Raw genomic sequence first — 23,044 nt, 5'->3', positions numbered from 1 at the left:
CTGGCCCGCTGCCGCATCAACATCGTCGCCACCAACGACACCGAGATCGGAGCTGACACCATGCCAGCACTCACCGCCTGACCCCACCCGGATCACGCAGCGCTACACCACTCCCGGGGACTTGACCTCGTGGCGCCGAGCCGACACCCCGAGGAGCGTCGTACGGCGTCAATGCTCGTTCATGTGCGAGACCTGCACCCGGCGCGCCACAAGGGGCGGCTCGACACCACCCCGGCGCGCCACGAGGGGCGGCTCGACACCACCCACGCCGCGCCCGTCGTACGACGTGCACCTGAACGAACTCTCAACCGTCCTGCGTCCTACGGCGTCAAAGCTCGTTCATCTGCGCGACCCGCAAATGGCGCGCCACAAGGGGCGGCTCGACACCACCCCGCCGCGCCACGAGGGGCGGCTCAACACCACCCCAGCGGCGCAAGACCGTCAGCCGAAGAGGGGCGCCCTCAGGGGGAGGTCCTCGTCCAGCACCACCTGGGCCGCCCGGCCCGAGGAGACGTCGACGACGACCGGAGCGAGCAGGTTCACGGTGGCCGCGGTGACGGACTCGCCCGGGTTCACCACGCCGAACGTGATGACCTCGGACTCCGGGGTGATCCCCAGCGCCGCGACGGTCTCGTCGGAGATCTCGGGGGCGTAGTCCGGGAAGAACCGGTGCACCGGGACCACCAGCAGCCGGATCGCCGGCTCGACGACCGACCGGAGCGCGAAGAGGATCCCCTCCACGTCGAGCCGCTCGAGGTGGAACTCACGGAGCTCGGGGAAACCGGGCATCGGCTCGACCATCGAGAGGACCGGGACCTCCTCGACCTCGGCACCGGTGTCGGTCACGCTGCTCCTCGCCCTGGGGGCCTCCATGGTCCCGGCGCTCATCGGAGGAACTCCGCGAGCGACGGCTGGACCAGCCTAGCCGTGGCGGACAGCGCCGCCTGGTAGGCGACCTCCTGCGCGGTGAGGTTGATCGTCGCCTTCGCGAGGTCGACCTCCTCGATCTCCGACAGGGAGGTGGTCAGGTCGAACACCGCGTTGGCGGCGGCGGTGGCCGCGCGCTCGACGCGGTTGTACCGGGTGCCGGCGTCGGAGACGACGGCGGTGATCCGCTTCTGGGCGGCGTCGAGCGCGTCGAGCTGGGTGCCGATCTCGGTGGTGTCGCCGGCCCGGAGCGCGTCGGCGAGCCGCGTGAGGCTGTCGAAGAGGTTGTCGCCGTCGGGGCCGAAGACGTCCGGCCCGTTGACGTTGACGTCGACCTTGACGTCCTTCGCCACGGTCCGCTTGACGTCGCCGGCCTGGCCGACGAACGCGCCGTTCTCGTCGTACGCCGTGGAGCCGTTGGTCAGCCCGCCGAACACAGGGCGGCCGAGGTAGGTGGTGTTGGCCACGCCGACCAGGCTCTCGCGGAGCTGCTCGACCTCGACGGCGAGCGCCTCGCGGGCGCCGGCGCCGGCGTTGGTCGCGTTGACGCCCTGGATGCCGAGGTCGCGGGCGCGGCGGAGCTGGTCGAGCGAGGAGGTCAACGCGGAGTCGATCTGGCCGAGCCACCCCAGCCCGTCCTGCGCGTTGCGCTGGTACTGGGTCTCGTCGGCGATCGTCGCGCGGATCCGCATCGCCGACGTGGTGCCGGTCGGCGAGTCCGAGGGCCGGTTCAGGACGCGCCCGGTCGTGAGCTGCTCCTGCGTCTTGGCCAGCCGGCCCTGCACGGTCTGCAGCGTGAGGTACGACCGGTCGAGCATCATGCTCTGGGTCATGCGGGTGATGGCCATCAGCGCGTCAGCCCCGTCCTGTTGATGAGGGTGTCGAGGATCGAGTCGATCGTGGTGAGGACGCGGGCCGCGGCCTCGTAGCCCCGCTGGTACTCGACCATCGAGAGCATCTCCTCGTCGAGGCTGACCCCGGCGAGCTGGTCACGCGCGCCGTCGACCTGCTGGGTGAGCATCATCTGGCTGTCCGCGAGGCGGCGGGACGAGGCGACCTGGGTGCCGAAGCCGTTGACCAGCTGCTGGTACGCCGTCTCGGGCGAGGTCATCTCGGCGAGCGCGTCGGCGACCGAGCCCTCGACGGCCCCGCCACCGACGGAGGAGGCGGCGACGGCGGCCGGGTCGGTGATCGCGACGGCGAGGCTGCCTGCCGGGTCGGCGGGGTCGTAGGTGAAGAACGGCGCCCCCGGGTTGCCGGCCGCGTCGTACCCGCCCTGGTGCAGCGCGTTGACGGCGTCGGCCAGCCCCTTGGCCACCTGGCCGAGGCTGGCGAGGTAGCCGGGGATCGTCACGTCGAGGACGTCCCGCACCGCGCCCAGCTCGCCACCGACGCCGTCGCCGACGTCGGAGGTGCCCTCGACGGGGTGGACGACCCGGAAGGTGACGGGGTTGCCGTCGGCCTCGCCAGTCGGGGTGACGCCGGAGGCGACCTCGAACTTGCCGGCGATGCCGCCGGTGACGAGGTTCACGCCGTTGACCGCGACGTCGAGCCCGCCGGTGCCGTTGGCCTTGGTGGTGCCGCCGGTCAGCTCGGAGAGCCGCAGCGCGAGGAGGTCGCGCTGGTCGAGCAGGTTGCCGGCGTCGGAGCCGTCGAGCTGCGCGACCTGGATCGCCTTGTTGGTGGCGGCGAGGTCGGAGGCGATCGTGTTGACCTCGGCGACGAGCACGTTCACCCGGGCCCGCTGGTCACCGGCCTCGGTGGTGAAGTTCCGCGCCTGGATCTGCACCGCGTCGGCGAGCGAGGCGCCGCGGGCCAGCACCTGGCTGCGGGCGGCGTCGCTCGAAGGGTTGTTCGCGAGGTCGGCCCAGCCCTGGCGGAACTCCGCCATGACCGCGGAGAGCCCGTTCTCCCCCGGCTCGCCGATGCCGGTCTCGAGCCGGTCGAGGATCGCCTGGCGGGTGTCGAGGTAGGACTGCTTCCCGTGCTCGGTGCGCACCCGGGCGTCGAGGAACGGGTCGGTCATCCGCGTCACGCCGGTCACCCGCACCCCGCCACCAGGGTGCTGGTTCCGCGACCACATCGCGGTCGTGGTCGGCGTCCCGGCGCTTGTCGCCTCGACCCGGCGCCGGGTGTACCCCTCGGTCCCGACGTTCGCGATGTTGTTGCTCGCGGTGTCGAGCGCCGCCTGGTTGTACCGGAGTGCCGAGAGTGCGGTGTTGATCGACGAGAAGCTCATGACGGACCCGGGTCAGATGCTCTGGTCGACGAGGCGACGGGCAGGGTCGTGGGCGACGGCGCTGCCGTCGTGGGAGTACGTCGAGGAGCCGCCCTCGGTCAGCCCGAGCAACGTCTCGCGCGCCGCCATCTGGCCGGAGGTGAGGAGCTCACGGTTCGCCGCGGCGATCGCGGTGATCTCCTGCATGTAGTTGACGAACGCCTCCCGGTGGTCGAGCAGGATCGAGCGCCACGGCTCGTCGACCGCCTCGGCAAGGGCTCGCAGGCTGGGGTTCGAGGCCATGCCGATGGTGGCGGCGGCTTCGTCGGCGGCGACGGCGCGGACCAGCTCGGTCTCCCGGAGCGCGTCGAGCACCTGCTCGACCTCCCGGGCGGAGGTGGCCAGCCAGCGGCTGCTGCCGCTCGCGAGCACCAGCTTCTCGACCTCCAACCGGTACAGCAGCGTCTCCAGCAGCTCCCGCTCACGCCACAGGATCAGCGAAAGGTCCTCCATCGGCCGGCCTCCTTCCTGGGCAGTTCGGACTCGGGATCACGTCGGGGTGTCGGGTCAGCGGCTCGTCATGGGTCGTCGCCGGTGACCGACAGGGGAAGGATCGGCAGCCGGACCGCAAGGCTGAGCGGTTCGCCGGAACTTCTCTCCCGCACACGCACGTCGCGCGCGGTTCCCGCAGCGGAACGGCGAGAGATCAGCCGTTCGGACCCCTAGGGACTAGTCCAGGAGGCGCAGGGGGACTACGCGCCGAACTACCTGGAAGGCCATGACCTATGTCCTTTCTTGCCATATCGCCCGAAACGGGTAAAGCGCGGCTTTCAGCGCCACGAGAGTCGTCCTCGTGACCCAGCCGAGCAGCATCCACGACGCCGACCACCTCGTGACCAGCCACATGGCCCTGGTCGGCCACCTGGTCCGGGAGTCCCTGTCCCGGCTCCCCGGGCACGTCAGCCGTGACGACCTGACGTCCGCGGGGCTCGCCGCCCTCGTCCAGGCCGCCCGCTCGTACGACGAGTCGCGGGGCGTGCCGTTCACCCGCTACGCGACCACCCGGATCCGCGGCGCGATCATCGACGAGCTGCGCGGGGTCGACTGGGCCAGCCGCTCGGTGCGCCGCCGGGCCCGCGAGCTGGACGAGACCCGCTCGCGGCTCGCCTCCGAGCTGGGCCGCCCGGCCACCGACCAGGAGCTGGCCGCCGCCACCGGTCTGTCGGTCGACGAGATCGCCGGCAACGCCGACGACGTCTCGCGCGCGTCGGTGATGAGCCTCCAGGGGTTCGGCGAGACGCCGATCGACGAGGTGCTCCCCACCCGGGTGCCGAGCCCGGAGGAGCGCGTCGAGCACAACGAGCGGGTCGCCTACCTCGTCGACGCGGTCGCGCTGCTCCCCGAGCGGCTCCGCGCGGTGATCGAGGGGTACTTCTTCGCCGAGCGGCCGATGGCCGAGATCGCGGCGGAGCTCGGGGTCTCCGAGTCCCGGATCTCCCAGATGCGGGCCGAGGCGCTCGTGCTGCTCAAGGACGCGATGAACAGCGCCCTCGACCCCGACCTGGTCGCCCCGCACGCCCGTCCCGACGGCTGCGCGGCCCGGCGACGTGACGCCTACTTCGCCGCGGTCGCGTCCCGGCGTACGGCGTCCGCCCGGCTGTCCGGGGCCGGCTCCGGCTCCGGCTCCGGAGCCGCCGGCCTGCGCTCCGCCTGAGGGGAGCCCTGCGGACCCGGTTCATGGAGCCGGAGAAAAAGTCCGAGGAAAACCTCAGACCACGATCCCGGGGGCCGATCAGTACCCCCGACGGAGTCCACGGACGGACTCCAGAACACCAGACCTAATCATTCCAGGAGGGAACCACCATGGGTCTTCGCGTCAACACCAACACCGACGCCATCAACGCGTACCGCAACCTCAGCACCACCCAGTCGCAGATGTCGAAGTCGCTGGAGAAGCTGTCCAGCGGGTTCCGCATCAACCGCGCCGCCGACGACGCGGCCGGCCTCGCGATCTCGGAGGGGCTGCGCTCGCAGATCGGCGGCCTCAAGGTCGGCGTCCGCAACGCCCAGGACGGCATCTCCGTCGCCCAGACCGCTGAAGGTGCCCTCACCGAGGTGCACGCGATGCTCCAGCGGATGAACGACCTCGCGGTGCAGTACAACAGCGGCACCCAGAGCACCGAGTCCCAGGACGCCCTCTCGGCGGAGTTCGACCAGCTCCACACCGAGATCACGCGGATCAAGGACAACACCAAGTTCAACGGTGTGGAGCTCTTCGGCGGCGCGGCCCTGACCTTCCAGGTCGGCTACGACAGCGCCGACACGATCGAGGTCTCGGCGACGGCCCTGGCGGACTTCGACGTCTCGTCGGCGGTCATCACGGACAGCAACACCGTCCAGGCCGCGATCACCACCATCTCCACGCAGCGCGCGGAGCTCGGTGCGATCCAGAACCGCTTCGAGCACACCATCAACAACGTCAACGTCGCGGTGGAGAACCTGTCCGCGTCGGAGAGCCGGATCCGCGACACGGACATGGCTCAGGAGATGGTGAACTACAGCCGCTCGAACATCCTGCAGCAGGCCGGCACCTCCATGCTGGCGCAGGCGAACCAGGCCACCCAGGGCGTCCTGCAGCTGCTCCGGTGACCTGAGTACCGCTCAGCACCACCACTAGCAACACCCAGCACCACCTTGTGATCCGGGCGGAGGGCGAGCCACTCGCCCTCCGCCCGATCCGTTCCACCACCTGAAGGGAGCTCCGCCGTGGCGTTCGTCAGCGGGCTGGCCAGCGGCCTCGACACCAGCACGATCGTGTCGCAGCTGATGGCGATCGAGCGGAACTCCCAGACGCTCCTGAAGACCAAGCTGAGCACCGAGCAGTCCAACGTCAAGACGCTCCAGGAGCTCAACACCAAGACCTCGTCGCTCGCGACGCTCGCCGAGAAGCTGTCGAAGCGCGACGCGTGGAACCCGGTCACGATCACCAGCTCCTCGGAGAAGGTGACCGCCACCGGCACGGCCAGCGCGACGACCGGCCCGATCAGCTTCACCGTCGACCGGCTCGCCGCGGCCCACTCGGTCTCCTTCGCGACGACCGCCGCCATGACCGACGTGGTCGTGGGCGGCGACCCGACCAAGGTGCAGCTGACCCTCGTCGACGGGACCGTCAAGGAGATCAACGCCGGCGACGGCTCGCTCGGCCAGCTCGTCGGCGGGCTGAACGCGGCCGGCACCGGCGTCAAGGCGGGGCTCGTCAAGCTCGACGACGGCACCTACCGGCTCCGGGTCACCTCGACCTCCACCGGCCAGGAGAGCGCCTTCACGCTCGCCGCCTCCGACGGCAGCACCATCCTGGGCGGCTCCACGGTCCTCGCGCAGGGCCAGGACGCCCAGATCACGGTCGGCGGCGACGTCCTCACCTCGAAGAGCAACACCTTCGCGGGCGTCGTCACCGGGCTCGACATCACCCTCCAGCAGGGCGTCGAGGTCGGCTCGACCGTCGACCTCTCCGTCGCGCAGGACACCGACGGCATCGTCACGGCCGTGAAGGAGCTCGTCGACGCCGTCAACGCACTGATCGGCGACATGGACAAGGCGACGGCGTACGGCGCGGCCGGGACCACGACGAAGTCCGGGACCCTGGCCGGCGACAGCCAGGTGCGCAGCGTCCGCAACGCCCTGCTCAACGCGATCTACCCGCAGGACGGCACCTCGATGGCCGCCCTCGGCATCGAGACCGACCGCTACGGCAAGCTCGTCCTCAAGGAGGACAAGCTCCGGACCGCCCTCGCCGACGACCCGGCCGCGGTCTCCGCCGCCTTCACCGCCGGCGCCAGCGCCACGAGCCACGGTTTCGCCGAGCGGGTGCGGTCGGTCGCCAAGACCGCCAGCGACCCCGTCGACGGCACCTTCACCTCGGCGATCAAGGGGCGCACCAGCACCATCGACCGGCTCCAGGACAACATCGACGCCTGGGACCTCCGGCTCGAGCTCCGCGAGAACACCCTGATCCGCCAGTTCACCGCGATGGAGACCGCCCTCTCCCGGCTCAACAGCCAGTCGACCTGGCTCGCCGGCCAGATCTCCTCCCTGCCTTCGTACAGCGACAGCTAAGGACCCCTGATGTACGCGAACAGCGCCAAGAACGCCTACGTGCAGAGCTCGGTGGAGACCGCCAGCCCTGCGCGGCTGCTCGTCATGCTGTACGACCGGCTCGTGCTCGACCTCCAGCGCGCCCTCGCCGCCCAGCAGGCGGGCAACGTCCCCGAGGCGCACGCCCAGCTCGTGCACGCCCAGGAGATCGTCATCCACCTCCGCGGCACCCTCAAGGTGGAGGCCTGGGACGGCGGCCCTGCGCTCGCGTCGGTGTACGACTGGCTCCACACGCAGCTGATCCAGGCCAACATCCGCAAGGACGCCTCGATCACCGAGTCCTGCCTCGGGATGGTCAACGACCTCGCCGACGCGTGGCGGCAGGCGGCCCTCCAGCTCGCCGGCGCCCCGCTCGCCGGGTAACCGGTGGACACCCCGACCCCGGGCCAGCCCGGCGCCGACCTCGAGGCCGCCGACTTCCACGCGGAGTGGGTGGCGGCGCTCGAGCAGCTCGAGGTGGACGTGGAGACCGCCGAGGCGCTCCTCGCCGCCGGCCAGGAGGTCCTCGAGCCGCCCGCGCCGTGGACCCCGCCGGTGATGCGGAGCCCGCTCCCCTCCGACCTGCAGCCCCGGGCCCGGCTCGTCCTCGAGCGCCAGCTCGCCGTGGCCCACCGGCTCTCCGAGCGGCTCACCGAGAACGGCCGGCACCGCCGCTACACCACCGCCGTCCGGAACAACGCCGCCGTCGACATCCCGGTGTACGTCGACCTCCGCGCCTGACCCCTGTCTCCTCGTCGAGCCGCCCTTCGTGGCGCGCCTTCGTGGTGTTGAGCCGCCCCTCGTGGCGCGCCTTCGTGGTGTTGAACCGCCCTTCGTGGCGCGCCCAGGCGACGTTGAGCCGCCGCTTGTGGCGGCGGCCGGGGCTGGCCGGGCGAGAGACCGCCACGAGGGGCGGCTCAACACCCCAGACCCGCACCACGAGGGGCGGCTCAACACCCCAGACCCGCACCACGAGGGGCGGCTCGACACGCTCCGGGGACAGCTCGGTAAAACCGGGCAGAAGTCCTCAAGTAGGGCCTTCGGATGCCGACAACTCTTCCGAGCAGGGACAGCTCACCTGGGAGAAACCGCCGATGGACCGGCACCCCCTCTGACCTTCGGCACCGGCCACGCCTCGGCGTGCAGGAGACCGACGGTCACCTGAAACGGGAGACGGTCTGTTGTCCATCTTCGCCACCGACGGCGTCGGGTCGGTCCTGCACCGGGCCCTGAACGGCATCACGTTCCGGCAGAACGTGATCGCCGACAACATCGCCAACGTCGACACCCCCGGGTTCCGCACCACCAGCGTCGACTTCGAGACGCCCCTCCGCGCCGCGATCGCGAGCGGGGACGTGACCGGCGCGTCCGCCGAGTTCGTCGCCACGCCGACCGAGACCCCCGTCGGCGTCAACGGCAACAACGTCGACCTGCGCAAGGAGACGTTGGCCGCGATGCAGTCGCAGTACCAGTTCCAGATGGTCAGCCGCTCGGTCTCCGACCGCCACGAGCGGATGCGCACGGCAGCGGGTGCCTTCTGATGGGCGCCTTCGAGATGCTGCGCATCGCCAACACCAGCCTCGGCATGCACCAGACCTGGCTGGACGCGCTCGCGCACAACATCAGCAACGTCAACACGATGAAGAGCACCGACGAGGAGGCGTTCCGCGCCCAGCTCGTCCGCGCCCAGTCCCGCGCCGACGGCGGCGTCGACGTCGACGGCATCGAGCTCAGCGACGGCGAGGGCCGGCTCGTGTACTCCCCCGACCACCCGCTGGCCGACGAGGACGGGATGGTCCGCGGCCCGGACATGGACCTCGGCAGCCAGATGACCCAGCTGGTGATGGCGCAGCGCGGCTACCAGGCCTCCGTGCAGGTCACCAAGAACGCCCAGGACACCTACAGCAGCGCGCTGCAGATCGGAAAGTGACGTGAGCGTCTCCGGTATCGAGTCCCTCGGATTCACGCCGTACGTCGCGCCCACCGCGACCGCCACTCCCCCCGCCGCCACGGAGGGTCCCTCGGGGCCGTCGTTCGGCAAGCTGGTCGTCGACGGCCTCGAGCAGCTCGAGGCGATGAACGACCGGACCGACAACCTCGCCGTCCAGGCCGCCACCGGTGACCTCGGCGCGATCCACGACTACACGATCGCCGCGAGCGAGACGAGCGTCGCGACGCAGCTCACCGTGGCCATGCGCAACAAGGCCGTCGAGGCGTTCACCGAGATCATGCGGATGCAGGTCGGCTGATGAAGGACAACGTCACCCGGGTGCTGGGGCGGCTCCAGAGCACCTTCCAGGGGTTCACCAGCGGCCAGAAGTTCGTCGCCGTCATCGGCACGGGCGCGCTGCTGCTCGCCGGCTTCATGGTGTTCAAGTGGGCCGCCACCCCGTCGTACGCCCCGCTCTTCAGCAACCTCGCGGCGGCCGACGCCAGCGCGATCGTCGAGGAGCTCGACGCCCAGGGCGTCCCCTACGAGCTGAGCAACGGCGGGGCCACGATCATGGTGCCGCGCGAGCAGGTGTACTCGACCCGGATCAGCCTGAGCGGCGAGGGGCTCCCCACCGGCAGCGAGAGCGGCTACTCGCTCCTCGACGACCAGGGGCTCTCCACCTCGGAGTTCCAGGAGCAGACCAGCTACAAGCGGGCGATGGAGGGCGAGCTGGCCAAGACCATCGAGGCCATCGACGGCGTCGAGACCGCGGTCGTCCACCTGGCGATGCCGCAGAAGGAGGTCTTCTCCTCCGAGCAGGCCCCGACCACCGCGAGCGTCATGGTGAAGACCCGCCTCGGCTCGACCCTCGCTCCGGAGCAGGTCCAGGCGGTCGTCAACATGGTCTCCTCCTCCGTCGAGGGGCTCACGACCGAGAAGGTCACCGTCACCGACTCGACCGGCAAGCTGCTCTCCGCCCCCGGGGGCGAGGGCGCGGCCAGCACCCGGACCCAGCAGGTCACCGACTTCGAGAACCGGCTCAACACCCAGGTGCAGAGCCTGCTCGACCGCGTGCTCGGCCCCGGCAACAGCGCGGTGCAGGTCCGCGCAGACCTGTCGTTCGACAAGTCGGTCACCGAGACCACCCGCTACTTCGGCAACGCCGACACCGCGCTCTCGGAGAGCGAGACCACCGAGATCCTCGAGGGCGGTGACCCGAACGCCGGTGCCGGCGGCATCGTCGGCCCCGACAGCGAGATGGAGACCGGGACGACCGGCGGGACTTCTGGTCAGAACTACGAGAAGTCCAGCCGCACCTCCGACAATGCCGTGAACAAGGAGGTCTCCACCGTGGAGGCGGCCCCGGGCGGCGTCGACGGGATCCACGTCGGCATCGTGGTCGACCCGCGCTCCCCGAGCGCCGACGCGGCCGAGATCCAGGACCTCGTCACGGCCGCCCTGGGCATCGACGCCGAGCGCGGCGACACCATCGAGGTGAGCCAGCTCGCCTTCGACCGCACCGCGGAGGAGGCCGCCGCGGCCGAGCTCGAGGCCAGCGAGAAGGCCGAGAAGAGCGCCGCCACCTGGACGCTGATCCGCAACGGCGGCCTCGCCGGACTGCTGGTGCTCATCGCGCTCGTCGCCTGGATCCAGAGCCGCCGCCGGGCCAAGGCCCGCGCCCAGGCCACGGAGTACGTCGTGGAGCAGCTCCGCCAGGAGCAGCTCGAGCGGCAGCAGCGCGCCGCGCTCGAGGCGCCTGCGATGCTCGCCCTCGAGACCGCGGAGGCCTCCGAGGAGGATCTGGTCCGCGAGGAGATCTCGTCGCTCGTCGAGCGGCAGCCCGAGGACGTCGCGGCCCTGCTGCGTGGCTGGCTGGTGGAGAACCGATGAGCACGCTCACCGCCAACATGGGCGTCCGCAAGGCGGCCATCCTCATCATCCAGCTCGGCCGCGAGAAGGCGGCCTCGGTCCTCAGCCACCTCTCGGAGGCGGAGGTCGAGGCGGTCTCCTCCGAGGTCGCACGCCTCGAAGCCGTCAGCGGCGCCGAGTCCGACGCGGTGCTCCGCGAGTTCCGCGACATGATGACCGCGCGCGCCCACATCGCGCAGGGCGGTCTCAGCTTCGCCCAGCAGCTGCTCGAGGAGAGCCTCGGGACCGACCGGGCCGCGGAGATCATGAGCCGGCTCAACGCGGCCGCCGTGCAGATGCCGTTCCAGTTCCTGCACCGCGCCGACCCGGCCCAGCTGCGCTCGTTCATCATCGACGAGCACCCGCAGGTGATCGCGATGGTGCTCGCCCACATGACCGCCGACAAGGCGTCGCTGCTCCTCTCCGGCCTCTCGCCGGAGATGCAGGCCGAGGTCGCCCACCGCATCGCGGTCATGGACCGCACCTCGCCCGACGTCGTCCGCGCCGTCGAGAGCACCCTCGAGCGACGGCTCTCCTCGATGCTGATGCCGGCGGAGATGAAGCAGGTCGGCGGCGTCGACCCGCTGGTCAACATCATCAACCGCTCCGACCGGTCGACCGAGCGTCAGATCGTCGAGGGGCTCGAGGCGCTCGACCCGTCGCTGGCCGACGTCATCAAGAGCAAGATGTTCATGTTCGAGGACATCGTGAACCTCGAGGACCGCTCGATCCAGCTGGTCCTGCGCGAGGTCGACACCGCCGAGCTGGCACTGGCGCTCAAGGGCGTCGCCGACAACGTCCGCGAGAAGATCACGAAGAACCTCTCCGAGCGGGCCGGTGCGAACCTCCTCGAGGAGGTCGAGCTCCTCGGTGCCGTGCGGCTGAGCCAGGTCGAAGAGGCGCAGCAGAACATCATCCGCGTGATCCGCCAGCTCGAGGAGCAGGGTCAGATCCTGGTGCGACGGGGCAACGATGACGACTTCGTGGTCTGAGCCCGACGTGGCGCCGGTGGTGCGCGAGGTCGCGTTCGCCGACCGTGAGCTCCGCGAGGGCGGCTGGACCCGCCTCGCGGGCGGCTCCGTGCTCGGCGACCGCGTCACCGAGCACGCCCTCTCCGGGCTCGCCGCCCAGGCCGAGAGCGCCGCGCGCGCCAAGGGCTACGCCACCGGCTGGGCCGAGGGGCGCCGCGCCGCGGAGGAGCGCGCCGCCGTCGAGCGGGCGGAGGTCGCCACCCACATCGCCGCCGAGGAGCAGCGTCGCGAGGAGGAGCACCGCGCCGCCGTCGCCGCGCTCGTCCGGGCGACCGTGCAGCTCGAGGAGGCGCTCGCCGCCGCCACCGAGCGCGTCGAGTCGCAGGCCACCACGGTCGCCCTCCAGCTCACCGAGGCGCTGCTCGGCCACGAGCTCGCCGTCGCCGAGGCCCCGGGCGTGGACGCCGTACGACGGGCGCTGGCGCTGATGCCCGGCGAGCCGGTCGTGAAGATCCGCGTCACCCCCGCCGAGGCGAACCACCCGGAGCTCGCGCGGCTCGCCGGCGCCGCGGTCGTCGTCCCCGACCCCACGCTGCACCGCGGCGAGGCCCTCGTGGAGACCGACACCCGCGTCGTCGACGTCCGTGCCTCGCAGGCCCTCGCCCGGGTCCGGGAGGTGCTCGCCCCGTGACCACGCTGATCGACCCCACCCTGGTCTCCCGCGCGCTCACCGAGGCGCAGCCCCGCGTGCTCGGCACCGTCGTCGAGCTCCTCGGCCTGCACGTGCTCGTCCGCGGCGTCGACGCCGCCGTCGGCGACGTCGTCGAGGTGCTCGCCCCCACCCCCGTCTTCGCCGAGGTCGCCGCGAGCGGCCCCGACGGCCTGGTCTGCCTCCCGACGGGCGCCACCACCGGGCTCCGCACCGGCATGCACGTCCGCGGCACCGGCGGCCCGCTCGCGGTCCCGGTCGGCCGCGAGCTGCTCGGCCGGGTCCTCGACGGGCTCGGCCGCCCGATGGACGGCGGTCCGTCGCTCGACGCCCTCCCCCGGGTGTCGGTCGAGAACACCGCCCCGCCGGCGCTCAGCCGCGCGCGCATCGACCGCCAGCTCGGCCTCGGCGTCCGCGCCCTGGACTCGCTCGTCCCCTGCGGCCGCGGCCAGCGCGTGGCGATCATGGCCGGCTCCGGCGTCGGCAAGTCGACGCTGCTGTCGATGATCGCCCGCGGCACCGAGGCCTCGCTCTCCGTCATCGCGCTCGTCGGTGAGCGTGGCCGCGAGGTCCGCGAGTTCATCGAGAACGACCTCGGCCCGGAGGGGCTCGCCCGCTCCGTCGTCGTCGTCGCCACCTCGGACGCGCCGCCGGTCGAGCGGCTGCGCGCGGCGTTCGTCGCCACCCGCATCGCAGAGCACTTCCGCGACGAGGGCGAGGACGTCGTGCTGATGATGGACAGCCTCACCCGCGTCGCGATGGCGCAGCGCGAGGTCGGCCTCTCCGCGGGCGAGCCGCCGGCGACCCGTGGCTACCCGCCGAGCGTCTTCGCGCTCCTCCCCCGGCTGCTCGAGCGCGCCGGCAACTCCGACGTCGGCAGCATCACCGGGCTCTACACCGTGCTCGTCGAGGGCGACGACATGCAGGACCCGATCGGCGACACCGTCCGCTCGATCCTCGACGGCCACGTCGTGCTGAGCCGCCGGCTCGCCACCTCGGGGCACTACCCGTCGATCGACGTGCTCGAGTCGGTCTCCCGCGTCACCAGCGCGGTGACCACGCCCGAGCAGCGCGCCGCCGCCACCCAGCTCCGCCGCCTCCTCGCCGCGCACCGCGACGTCAAGGAGCTCGTCGAGATCGGTGCGTACGCCGCGGGCAGCGACCCGACCGCCGACCGCGCGCTCGCCCTGATGCCGCAGATCGACGGGTTCCTCCGCCAGGACGTCGACGCCCCCAGCGCGCTCGATGAGACCTGGCAGACCCTGCAGGAGCTCGCCTCATGAGCCGCACCACCACCGACCGCGGGATGAACGCGGTGCTCCGAGTCCGCGGCGTCCGCGAGCGCGACAGCCGCATCACCCTCGTCCACGCGCTCGACGCCGTGCGCCACCACGAGACCGAGGTGGCCCGGCTGCAGCACGCCCTCGAGGAGGCCGCCCGTCCCGCCGACGGCACCGTCGCCGACTTCGTCGTGTCGCGCCAGCTGCTGGCCGGGATGGCCGCCGCAGTCCGCGCCGAGGAGCTCCTGCTCGCCGAGGCCCGCACCGCCGCCGCCGAGGCGCACCGGCATTGGCAGGACGACAAGGCGAAGGTCCGCGCTGTCGAGCTGCTCCTCGAGGAGCGCGCAGCCCGCCGCGCCGAGGAGCGCCGTCGCGCCGAGGTCCGCGAGGTGGACGACGTCGTCGGCGCCCTCCACGCCCACCGTTCTGGTCAGTCGCACAACAAGCAGGAGAGGAGTGCCTCGTGAGCGTCACCGAAGTGCAGGCACGCATCTCCCAGATCAACTCGCAGCTGGCCATGCTCACCCCCGCCGTGGCAGGGTTCCGCACCGCCGGCACCTCCGGCACGGCAGCCGCCGGCTTCGCCAAGGCGCTCGCGGACGAGACCGCGACCATCGCCGGCAGCCCGGTCGGCGGGGACGCCGTCGTGGCCGAGGCCAAGAAGTACCTCGGCATCCCCTACCTCTGGGGCGGCACCGACCCGAAGAAGGGGCTCGACTGCTCCGGGCTCGTCCAGCTGGTCTACAAGAACCTCGGCTACGACCTGCCACGGGTGTCCTACCAGCAGGCGGCGGCCGGTCGGCCGGTCGCGAGCATGGCGCAGGCGCAGCCGGGCGACCTGATCGCGTGGGACAACTCCAGCCGGAACAACGGGGTCGACCACATCGCGATCTACATCGGCAACGGGAAGATGATCGAGGCACCGCGCACCGGGCTCGACGTGCGGATCATCGACGTCCCCTCGACCCCGGACGTGATCCGACGGATCCTGCCCGAGGGCAGCACGGTCAGCTCGGTGGCGTCGACCGGCGGCGCGCTGCCGGCGGACACCCCCTACAAGAACCTCTTCGAGAGCGCCGCCGCCAAGCACGGTGTCTCCGCCAAGCTGCTCGCCGAGGTCGCCCGCGCCGAGTCGGCCTTCAACCCGCGCGCGGTCAGCCACGCCGGCGCCCAGGGGCTGATGCAGCTCATGCCGTCGACCGCACGCGGGCTCGGCGTGACCAACTCCTTCGACCCGGCACAGGCCGTGGACGGTGCGGCCCGGCTGCTGAAGAGCCACCTGCAGCAGTTCGGGAAGACCGAGCTCGCCCTCGCGGCGTACAACGCGGGGCCGGGTGCGGTCAGCAAGTACAACGGGGTGCCGCCGTACTCCGAGACCCAGAACTACGTCCGCAAGATCATGGCCGCACTGGGAGGTGCCGCATGACCGTCTCCGTCCTCCCCACCCTGCCCGGGCTCCCGGGCACGGCGACGCCGGGCGGCGACGCCGCCGGTGCCGGCGCCGGTGCCGGTGCCGAGGGCTCGGCCGACGCGTTCGCCGGGCTGCTCGGCGGGGCCACGGGCGAGGCTGCCGCCGGTACGCCGGACGGGGCGCCCGCTGCGGTGGTCCCCGCCGTTCCCGCCGACGTGCCCGCCGACGTGCAGGCCGGCCCGCTCCCGGCCGGCGTGGCTCAGCCGGGCACCGTGCCGGTCGAGTCGCCGGCCATCCCGACCCTGCCGGGCGAGGACGGGCTCTCCGAGGGCGAGACGCCCGAGGCCACCCCCGGCTCCGCGAGCCCCGTCGTGTCGGCGGCCCAGATCATCGCCGCCGCGCAGGTCACCCCGATCGCCCCGCTGCTCGCCGCCGCGGCCGCGGTCGCCGCTGCCGCCCGTACCGCCGTCGAGGGCAGTGCGGACGCCGACGCCGGCGTGACCGGCGTGACCGGCACCGCTCCGGGCGTCCAGCCGGCCGAGGCCGTCGCGAGCGCCGAGGCCGCGGACGTGCAGCCGCTCCCGGCCGCCGAGCGCGCGGCGCTCCCGGCCGCCCCTGTCGCGGACGGCGAGCCCGTCGCGCAGCCGCCGGCGACCGCCGCTCCGCGCGACGACGCCCCGGCCACCCGGCAGGAGGCCGCACCGGCTCCGGCCGCCCCCGCGGTCGCCGGTACCTCCGCGGTGACCTTGTCGTCGACGACCGCCCCGGCCGCCGCGTCCGCCTCGGGCGCCGAGGGCAGCAGCCAGGTGACCGGCCAGGTCTTCCCCGAGGTCAGCCGGCTCGTCAGCCGCGGCGACGGCACCCAGCGGATCACGCTGAAGCTGAGCCCCGAGGCGCTCGGCGACGTGCGCGTCGTGCTCACCGTCCGCGGCGGCGAGGTCCACGTCCGGATGGCCGGCGGCGAGGCCGCCCAGCAGGCGCTCCTCCAGGGCGCCCCCGAGCTGCACCGCCTTCTCGAGGCGACCGGTGCGACGTCGAGCCGGCTGGAGATCGGCGACGCGCGCAGCACCTTCGACGGGGGCCGTCGGGACCACGCCCCCGACCTGGCCCAGGAGCAGGGCACCCATGACCACCAGACCGCACGGAAGCGGGCTGGCGAGAACCCCATGGCCACGGACGGCGCCACCGGAGGAGTGCGGACTCGGTCGCACGGCTCCACGGAACCCGCCACGCGCACCCGCCCGGGTGTCGACGTGACCATGTGAGGAGAACGAGTTGACAGTCTCCGCTGTCGAGTCGAGCTACGGTCCGTTCCGCGGAAACGCGGTGACGGAGGTGACCGACAAGCCGACCACCACCACGAGCACCAGCGCTGACAAGGACCTGTTCCTCCAGCTGCTGGTCGCCCAGATGCGCTACCAGGACCCGTCGAACCCGACGGACTCCAGTGAGTTCCTCGCCCAGACCGCGCAGTTCACCGCGCTCGAGAAGATGCAGGCGGTCGCCGACCAGACCCAGCAGCTCGTCGGGCTCCAGACCGCCTTCGGCGCCGGCGGCATGGTCGGCCAGACCGTGTCGTACGCCGACGCCACCGGCGCGACCCTCACCGGCGTGGTGACCGGTGTCCGGTTCGACGCGACCGGCCCCGTGCTCACCATCGACGGCACCGACGTGCCGCTCGGCCTGGTGAAGAGCATCGGCGAGGCGAACGCCGCCCCGGCCGGCTCCGACACCTCGACGGGCGACTCCACCGGGACGCCCACCGGCTCGACGACCGGCTCCACCACCGGCTCCACCGCCGGCACTGGCACCGGCACTGGCACCGGGTCGACCGGGGACTCCGAGTCCTCCGCCGAGCTCTCGCCCGAGCTGCGCAACCTCCTCGACTGACCCCTTCCCCACCTAGAACCCCAAGGACCCACCATGCTTCGTTCGCTCTTCTCCGGCATCAGCGGCCTCCGCGTGAACCAGACGATGCTCGACGTCACCGGCAACAACATCGCCAACGCCAACACCATCGGCTTCAAGGGCAGCACCACCGTCTTCCAGGACACCCTCAGCCAGATGCTCACCGGCGCTGCGGGCGCCAACGCCAACACCGGCGGCACGAACCCGCTCCAGGTCGGGCTCGGCGTGCAGCTCGCCGCGACCTCGACCAACTTCAACCAGGGCTCGGCGCAGACCACCGGTCGCGCGACCGACCTGATGATCCAGGGCGACGGCTTCTTCGTCGTCCGCCAGGGCGGGGAGAACCTGTACACCCGCGCCGGCTCGTTCACCTTCGACGAGGAGGGCACCCTCGTCACCCCGACCGGCAACCGGGTCCAGGGGTACCTCCTCGACGCCGCGGGCAACGCCACCGGCGGCCTCGTCGACATCCAGCTCGACGACGCCAACGCGGTCCCGGCCGTGCCGGCGGGCGTGGAGATGACGTCGTACAACATCGGTGGCGACGGCAAGATCCGCGGCATCTACAGCGACGGCGTGCAGCGCGAGCTGTGCCAGCTGGCGCTCGCGGACTTCTCGAACCCGATGGGGCTCGAGAAGGTCGGCGAGACCTCGTTCCGGGAGTCGGCGAACTCCGGCAACCCGGAGCTCGGCGTCGCCGGCGAGGGCCGTCGCGGCAACCTCATGGGTGGGGCCCTGGAGATGTCGAACGTCGACCTCGCGGCCGAGTTCACCAACCTGATCCTCGCGCAGCGTGGCTTCCAGGCCAGCTCGCGCGTGATCACCACCTCCGACCAGGTCCTCGAGGACCTCGTCAACATCAAGCGCTAGTCCGATGAGGCGAGGCCGGCCCTCCGTTGCTGGTGGGCCGGCCTGGTGGCGCGCGTCAGACGGTGTCGAACCGCCCTTCGTGGCGCGCGCCGGGGTGGTGTTGAACCGCCCTTCGTGGCGCGCGTGCTCGTTCATACCGTGCAGTCGGGCTGAGAACTGGCCCGCGGAGAGCCCATTTGCACTGGATCACGCGCCACGAGGGGCGGCTCAACACCGCCCCCGCGCGCCACGAGGGGCGGCTCGACACCAGCCCCGCGCGCCACGTTCCCCTAGCAGAGTCCGGGAGGCGCGGGTCGAAGTCGCCGTGATTCGGCCCCCGAACCGCCTCAGGTCCAGACCTCCCCTGCCGATCTGACAACCCGACGGACCACGGACGGTCCGCCACGAACCCGCACAAGGATGGTGCACCCGTGATCACGCTCACCCGACTCAGCGGGTCGGTCTTCGCGCTGAACTCCGACCTGATCGAGCGCGTCGACAGCACGCCCGACACCGTCATCACGCTCGTCGACGGCACGAAGTACGTCGTCCTCGAGGAGCTCTCCGCCGTCGTCGCCGCGATCCGCGCCTACCGCGGCGCCGTGATCGCCGAGAGCGCGCGGGTCCACGTCCACGACGAGCCCCCCGCCCCGGTACGCCGCCTCGCGGTCGTGACCGAGCTGGCCAACGACGTCTCCAGGGAGCAGTGATGGACCCCATCACAGTGATCGGCGTCGGCGGCGGTCTGGCGGCCATCCTCGTGGCGAACGTGATGGAGGGCGGCAGCCCGATGAGCCTGCTGCTGATCCCTCCGATGATCCTCGTCTGGGGCGGCACGATCTTCGTGTCGTTCGCCGGCGGCACGATGGCCGACGCGAAGGCGGTCCCGAAGTCGCTGGTCAAGGCGTTCTCCGGCAAGGCGGAGTCCTGCGCGGACGTCGTCCCGGTCGTCGTGTCGCTGGCCGACAAGGCCCGCAAGGAGGGGCTCCTGGCCCTGGAGGACTCGCTCAAGGAGATCGAGGACCCGTTCCTGGTCAAGGGCGTCACCATGGCGGTCGACGGCACGGACCCGGAGGAGATGCGCGAGATCCTCGAGGGTGAGGTCGTCGCCAAGAAGGCGGCCACCAAGCAGGGCGCGAAGTGGTTCGCGGACGCGGGCGCCTACGCCCCCACGATCGGCATCGTCGGCACCGTGATGGGGCTCGTGCACGTGCTCGAGAACCTGTCGGAGCCGGAGAAGCTGGGCCACCTCATCGCCGGCGCGTTCGTCGCCACCCTCTGGGGCGTGCTGAGCGCCAACGTCTTCTTCCTCCCGATCGCCAGCCGGCTGAAGCGGCTCGGCGAGCTCGAGGTCGCCCGCATGGAGGTCGTGATCGAGGGCGTCCTCGCGATCCAGGCCGGCGCGAACCCGCGCGTGGTCGCCGCGAAGCTCTCCGCGCTCCTGCCCGTCCACGAGCAGCAGCAGGCCGAGGCGGCCTGACATGGGCAAGAAGAAGCACGAGGAGCACGAGGAGCACGAGAACCACGAACGGTGGCTCGTCTCCTACGCGGACATGATGACGCTGCTCATGGTGCTCTTCGTCGTCATGTTCGCGATGAGCACGGTGGACCAGAAGAAGTTCAACGCGCTCAAGGAGGGCATGGCCGCCGGCTTCGGGCAGTCCACGTCGGTCCTCGACGGCTCGTCGTCGATCCTCGAGGAGCCGGGCACGTCGGCCGCCGAGCCGATCAACCCGAACCGCGTCGAGGACAGCCCGGAGATCCAGGAGCTCAAGGTCCAGGCCGCTTCACAGGCGATGCGCACCCGCAACGCCCAGGAGTACGCCGAGGCGGCCGGCGAGGCCGACCGGCTGGCCGCCCTCGAGGACAAGGTCCACAAGGCCCTCGAGAAGGCCGGGCTGGCCGACGACGTCCGGACCAAGCTGGACGGCCGGGGGCTCACGGTGAGCCTGGTCTCCAAGCACATCGTCTTCCAGGCGAACCTCGCGGAGCTGACCCCCCGCGGCCGCCGGGTCGTCGACACGCTGGCCCCGATCCTGGCCGGCATCGACGACAAGCTGCAGATCGAGGGCCACACCAACCAGGCCCCCGGGAAGCCGAAGTACTACGACAGCGACTGGGACCTCGCCGCCGCCCGTGCGGTCACCGTCCTGCGCTACCTCGACGAGAGGCGGGGGCTCGAGACCGACCGGCTCGCCGCCGTGGGGTACGGCCACGTGAAGCCCCTGGTCGACCCCTCGGAGCCCGGCTCGCAGGAGCTGAACAAGCGGGTGGACATCGTGGTGATGTCCCGCCTGGCCGCCGGCTCGAGCTCGCTGCTCGACCAGGTGTTCTACGAGCGTGAGCGCGCCGGCCGCGGCGGGGACGCCGGCCGGACCGGCGGCACGTCCGGCAAGACGACCAGCAACCACAGCGCGTCGGGGACCGTCACCGACGCAGACCAGGAGACCGCGCACGACACGAGCGCGGGAGAGGACCACTGATGAGCCTGTCGACGATGGCGGCGCCGGCCGCCGCGGCCGCCGAGGCCGCCGCCCCCGAAAAGGGCGGGAAGAAGAAGCTGATCATCATGCTGGTGGCCCTGCTGGCCATCGGCGGGGGCGCCTACTGGTTCTTCCTCAAGCCCGCCCCCGGCCCGGTCGAGCCGGAGCCCGGCGAGGTCGTGACGATGGAGCCGATCCAGGTCAACCTGGCCGGTGGGCACTACCTGAAGATCGGGATCGCCCTCCAGCTGACCGCCTCCGCCCATGAGGCGGACGGCTCCGCCGCCCTGGACGCCACGATCGACCTGTTCAGCGGCCGGGAGATGTCCGAGCTGACCCGGGCTGAGTCCCGCGAGAAGCTCAAGCACGAGCTCGAGAAGGAGCTCGAGCACGCGTACCACGGAGACGTGATGGGGGTGTACTTCACCGACTTCGTGACGCAGTAGCGGAGCGCCCTCCAGCCGACCTGGGACCGGCTGGGAAGAAAGTAAAGGCGTTTCCCTCAAGGGTCCCGTCGCGTGGCCGATACCTGGCTACGTGACGGGACTCGGACGCGGCCTCATGGAAGGCCCTCGCACGCGCAGGCGTGCCCAGGCGGCACCCGTGCCGTACGACTTCCGGCGACCGATCCAGCTGTCGCGCGAGCACTCGCGGACGCTCCAGATCGCGCTGGACGGCTTCGCACGCCAGGCGACGACGGTGTTCACCTCCTCGCTGCGCACGGTCAGCTCGCTGACCCTCGCCCGCGTCGAGCAGCGGTCGTACGGCGAGTACGTCCAGTCGCTCGGCAGCTCGACGTACATGACGCTCTTCTCGGCCGAGCCGATCAGCGGCTCCGGCATCCTCGAGGTCCCGATCCGGGCCACGATGGAGTGCATCGACCACATGCTCGGCGGCCCCGGCGGTCCGTCGCAGCCCGAGCGGCCCCTCACCGAGATCGAGTCCGTGGTCGCCCGCGGCCTGGTCGAGCGGCTGCTGCGCGAGCTGCGCTACTCGCTCGAGGAGGTCGTCTCCATCGAGCCGCTGGTGACCGGCGTGGAGTACAGCCCGCAGTTCGCCCAGGCCGCCGGCTCCGCCGACATCATGGTCGTGGCCACCTTCGACCTCCGGGTCGACGACGGCGCCCACCAGCTGACCCTCTGCCTGCCGTTCTCCGGCCTCCACCCGCACCTGGTCAAGGCCTCGGCCCCCGTCCCCGCCTCCGACCGCGAGCGCGCCAAGCGCGCCATGGCCGCCGAGCTGCTCCAGGAGCAGTTCCGCGACGTGCCCGTCGAGGTCAAGGTCGTCCTGCGCCGCACCCCGATGGCGCCCGAGCGCATCGGCCGCCTCGCCGTGGGCGACGTGCTGCGCCTGTCCCACCCCGCCGCCGCGCCGCTCGACGTCACCGTCGACGACGAGGTCTTCGCCCACGCCATGCCGGGTGCCCACGGCAAACGCCTCGCCGCCCAGATCGTCGCCACCCCGCAGAAGGAGCTTCCATGACCATCCTGCCCGAGCCGCTCTCGCCGGTCGCCCAGGACGCGACCGAGTCGCTCCTGACCGCCGCGAGCGCCGTGGCCGGGGTGCTGCCCTCCCCCGCCGCGCTCACGCCGGCCACCCCCAAGCCGGGTGACCTGGGCTCCACCGCCGGGTTCGCCGGCGCGGCGATGGCCGACTTCGGCGGCACGATCCCCGGCGCCGTCGCGGTGCTGGTCGGCCCCGAGCTGGTCACCGCGCTGGAGTCGAGCCCGCTGGGCTCGCTCGACCTGGCCGCGGCAGCACAACCCGCGCTCGACGCCGCCGCGAAGGCCCTCGGCGGCCACGTCGGCGCCGCGCGCTCCGTGCCGGTCGACCTGGTGATCAACGACCTCGGCTTCCCGTTCACCGTCGTGCCGCTGGTCGGCGCCGGTGCCGCGGCCGCGCTGCTCGTCCTCGACGAGTCGCTCGGCGCCCTCGCGGCCCAGGCGAGCCAGCCGGAGCCGGTGGCCGCGCCGGACGCCCCGGTCCCCGCCTTCGGCGGCGCCCCGAACTTCGCCAACGGCCAGGGCGCCCCGAGCGCGCCGATGGGCTCCCCCGTGGTCAGCCGCGGGCTCGAGATGCTCCACGGCGTGATCATGGACGTCACCGTCGAGCTCGGCCGGACCCGGATGAGCGTCCGCGACCTGCTCGCGCTGACGCCGGGCACCGTCCTCGAGCTCGACCGCGCCGCCGGCAGCCCGGCCGACCTGCTGGTCAACGGCCGGCTCATCGCCCGGGGCGAGGTCGTCGTGGTCGACGAGGACTTCGGTCTCCGCGTCACCGAGATCGTCGACGACGCCTCCGCAGCCTGACAGG

General features: G+C 71.9%; 27 protein-coding genes. 23 read left to right on the top strand and 4 right to left on the bottom strand.

Going from position 1 to position 23,044, the window contains the following annotated elements; genetic code table 11:
• Nucleotides 1-441: 441 nt before the first annotated feature.
• From fliW to flgN, 4 genes are read right to left on the bottom strand one after another with little or no spacing between them, the layout of a single operon-like run.
• On the bottom strand, nt 442-846 hold the full coding sequence (gene fliW / locus FIP57_RS20940; RefSeq protein ID WP_238993645.1) for a flagellar assembly protein FliW: 405 nt from the start codon (nt 844-846) through the stop codon (nt 442-444).
• Between the two features lie 38 nt (nt 847-884).
• Nucleotides 885-1,760: a flagellin N-terminal helical domain-containing protein gene (locus tag FIP57_RS20935; protein WP_162529908.1), complete on the bottom strand. Its 876-nt coding sequence runs from the start codon at nt 1,758-1,760 to the stop codon at nt 885-887.
• A 14-nt stretch (nt 1,761-1,774) separates the two neighbouring features.
• Complete coding sequence (flgK, locus tag FIP57_RS20930; protein WP_148575495.1) at nt 1,775-3,166, bottom strand: flagellar hook-associated protein FlgK; 1,392 nt, start codon at nt 3,164-3,166, stop codon at nt 1,775-1,777.
• Nucleotides 3,167-3,178: 12 nt separating this feature from the next.
• A complete protein-coding gene (gene flgN / locus FIP57_RS20925; protein WP_148575494.1) occupies nt 3,179-3,658 on the bottom strand; it encodes a flagellar export chaperone FlgN in 480 nt (159 codons plus the stop codon).
• A 340-nt stretch (nt 3,659-3,998) separates the two neighbouring features.
• Between flgN and FIP57_RS20920 the strand changes: the two genes are divergently transcribed.
• From FIP57_RS20920 to fliN, 23 genes are all read left to right on the top strand, one after another.
• A complete protein-coding gene (locus FIP57_RS20920) occupies nt 3,999-4,859 on the top strand; it encodes a sigma-70 family RNA polymerase sigma factor (RefSeq protein ID WP_238993644.1) in 861 nt (286 codons plus the stop codon).
• 149 nt (nt 4,860-5,008) lie between these two features.
• Nucleotides 5,009-5,794, top strand: a complete 786-nt coding sequence (locus tag FIP57_RS20915; protein WP_148575493.1) for a flagellin N-terminal helical domain-containing protein — start codon at nt 5,009-5,011, stop codon at nt 5,792-5,794.
• Between the two features lie 117 nt (nt 5,795-5,911).
• Nucleotides 5,912-7,261, top strand: a complete 1,350-nt coding sequence (gene fliD / locus FIP57_RS20910) for a flagellar filament capping protein FliD (protein WP_148575492.1) — start codon at nt 5,912-5,914, stop codon at nt 7,259-7,261.
• 9 nt (nt 7,262-7,270) lie between these two features.
• The gene (fliS, locus tag FIP57_RS20905) at nt 7,271-7,663 is read left to right on the top strand and encodes a flagellar export chaperone FliS (protein ID WP_148575491.1); all 393 of its coding nucleotides are present in this window, start codon (nt 7,271-7,273) and stop codon (nt 7,661-7,663) included.
• A gap of 3 nt (nt 7,664-7,666) precedes the next feature.
• Entirely contained in the window at nt 7,667-8,020 is a 354-nt protein-coding gene (locus tag FIP57_RS20900) for a hypothetical protein (RefSeq protein ID WP_148575490.1), read from the top strand.
• A gap of 440 nt (nt 8,021-8,460) precedes the next feature.
• Nucleotides 8,461-8,820, top strand: coding sequence for a flagellar basal body rod protein FlgB (locus FIP57_RS20895; RefSeq protein ID WP_148575489.1), 360 nt, complete (start codon nt 8,461-8,463; stop codon nt 8,818-8,820).
• Nucleotides 8,820-9,209: a flagellar basal body rod protein FlgC gene (locus tag FIP57_RS20890; RefSeq protein ID WP_148575488.1), complete on the top strand. Its 390-nt coding sequence runs from the start codon at nt 8,820-8,822 to the stop codon at nt 9,207-9,209. The genes FIP57_RS20895 and FIP57_RS20890 overlap by 1 nt, the downstream gene beginning before the upstream one ends.
• 1 nt (nt 9,210) lies before the next feature.
• Nucleotides 9,211-9,528, top strand: a complete 318-nt coding sequence (fliE, locus tag FIP57_RS20885; RefSeq protein WP_148575487.1) for a flagellar hook-basal body complex protein FliE — start codon at nt 9,211-9,213, stop codon at nt 9,526-9,528.
• Nucleotides 9,528-11,102, top strand: a complete 1,575-nt coding sequence (gene fliF, locus FIP57_RS20880) for a flagellar basal-body MS-ring/collar protein FliF (RefSeq protein ID WP_148575486.1) — start codon at nt 9,528-9,530, stop codon at nt 11,100-11,102. The genes fliE and fliF overlap by 1 nt, the downstream gene beginning before the upstream one ends.
• Entirely contained in the window at nt 11,099-12,112 is a 1,014-nt protein-coding gene (gene fliG / locus FIP57_RS20875) for a flagellar motor switch protein FliG (RefSeq protein ID WP_148575485.1), read from the top strand. The genes fliF and fliG overlap by 4 nt, the downstream gene beginning before the upstream one ends.
• The gene (locus FIP57_RS20870) at nt 12,093-12,782 is read left to right on the top strand and encodes a FliH/SctL family protein (protein ID WP_148575484.1); all 690 of its coding nucleotides are present in this window, start codon (nt 12,093-12,095) and stop codon (nt 12,780-12,782) included. The genes fliG and FIP57_RS20870 overlap by 20 nt, the downstream gene beginning before the upstream one ends.
• Nucleotides 12,779-14,083 (top strand): FliI/YscN family ATPase, encoded by a 1,305-nt coding sequence (locus FIP57_RS20865; protein ID WP_148575483.1) that lies wholly within the window; start codon nt 12,779-12,781, stop codon nt 14,081-14,083. Before FIP57_RS20870 ends, FIP57_RS20865 begins: the two co-directional genes overlap by 4 nt.
• Nucleotides 14,080-14,547: a flagellar FliJ family protein gene (locus FIP57_RS20860; protein ID WP_148575482.1), complete on the top strand. Its 468-nt coding sequence runs from the start codon at nt 14,080-14,082 to the stop codon at nt 14,545-14,547. Before FIP57_RS20865 ends, FIP57_RS20860 begins: the two co-directional genes overlap by 4 nt.
• On the top strand, nt 14,544-15,506 hold the full coding sequence (locus FIP57_RS20855; RefSeq protein WP_238993643.1) for a transglycosylase SLT domain-containing protein: 963 nt from the start codon (nt 14,544-14,546) through the stop codon (nt 15,504-15,506). Before FIP57_RS20860 ends, FIP57_RS20855 begins: the two co-directional genes overlap by 4 nt.
• Complete coding sequence (locus tag FIP57_RS20850) at nt 15,503-16,756, top strand: flagellar hook-length control protein FliK (protein WP_148575481.1); 1,254 nt, start codon at nt 15,503-15,505, stop codon at nt 16,754-16,756. The genes FIP57_RS20855 and FIP57_RS20850 overlap by 4 nt, the downstream gene beginning before the upstream one ends.
• 10 nt (nt 16,757-16,766) lie before the next feature.
• Nucleotides 16,767-17,381, top strand: coding sequence for a flagellar hook capping FlgD N-terminal domain-containing protein (locus FIP57_RS23795; RefSeq protein ID WP_203231383.1), 615 nt, complete (start codon nt 16,767-16,769; stop codon nt 17,379-17,381).
• Nucleotides 17,382-17,414: 33 nt separating this feature from the next.
• The gene (locus FIP57_RS20840; RefSeq protein ID WP_148575480.1) at nt 17,415-18,269 is read left to right on the top strand and encodes a flagellar hook protein FlgE; all 855 of its coding nucleotides are present in this window, start codon (nt 17,415-17,417) and stop codon (nt 18,267-18,269) included.
• Between the two features lie 410 nt (nt 18,270-18,679).
• Nucleotides 18,680-18,958, top strand: coding sequence for a flagellar FlbD family protein (locus FIP57_RS20835; protein ID WP_148575479.1), 279 nt, complete (start codon nt 18,680-18,682; stop codon nt 18,956-18,958).
• Nucleotides 18,958-19,728, top strand: coding sequence for a motility protein A (locus tag FIP57_RS20830; RefSeq protein ID WP_148575478.1), 771 nt, complete (start codon nt 18,958-18,960; stop codon nt 19,726-19,728). The genes FIP57_RS20835 and FIP57_RS20830 overlap by 1 nt, the downstream gene beginning before the upstream one ends.
• Nucleotide 19,729: 1 nt before the next feature.
• Nucleotides 19,730-20,731, top strand: coding sequence for an OmpA/MotB family protein (locus FIP57_RS20825; RefSeq protein ID WP_148575477.1), 1,002 nt, complete (start codon nt 19,730-19,732; stop codon nt 20,729-20,731).
• Entirely contained in the window at nt 20,731-21,177 is a 447-nt protein-coding gene (locus tag FIP57_RS20820; RefSeq protein WP_238993642.1) for a flagellar basal body-associated FliL family protein, read from the top strand. The genes FIP57_RS20825 and FIP57_RS20820 overlap by 1 nt, the downstream gene beginning before the upstream one ends.
• A gap of 157 nt (nt 21,178-21,334) precedes the next feature.
• Entirely contained in the window at nt 21,335-22,213 is an 879-nt protein-coding gene (locus FIP57_RS20815) for a flagellar motor switch protein FliM (protein ID WP_238993641.1), read from the top strand.
• Nucleotides 22,210-23,040, top strand: coding sequence for a flagellar motor switch protein FliN (fliN, locus tag FIP57_RS20810; protein WP_148575475.1), 831 nt, complete (start codon nt 22,210-22,212; stop codon nt 23,038-23,040). The genes FIP57_RS20815 and fliN overlap by 4 nt, the downstream gene beginning before the upstream one ends.
• Nucleotides 23,041-23,044 lie beyond the last annotated feature (4 nt).

The sequence above is a fragment of the Nocardioides caldifontis genome, from assembly GCF_008087345.1.
In the GTDB taxonomy this organism is placed as follows: domain Bacteria; phylum Actinomycetota; class Actinomycetes; order Propionibacteriales; family Nocardioidaceae; genus Marmoricola_A; species Marmoricola_A caldifontis.
This window is presented reverse-complemented; position numbering and strand designations above follow the sequence as displayed.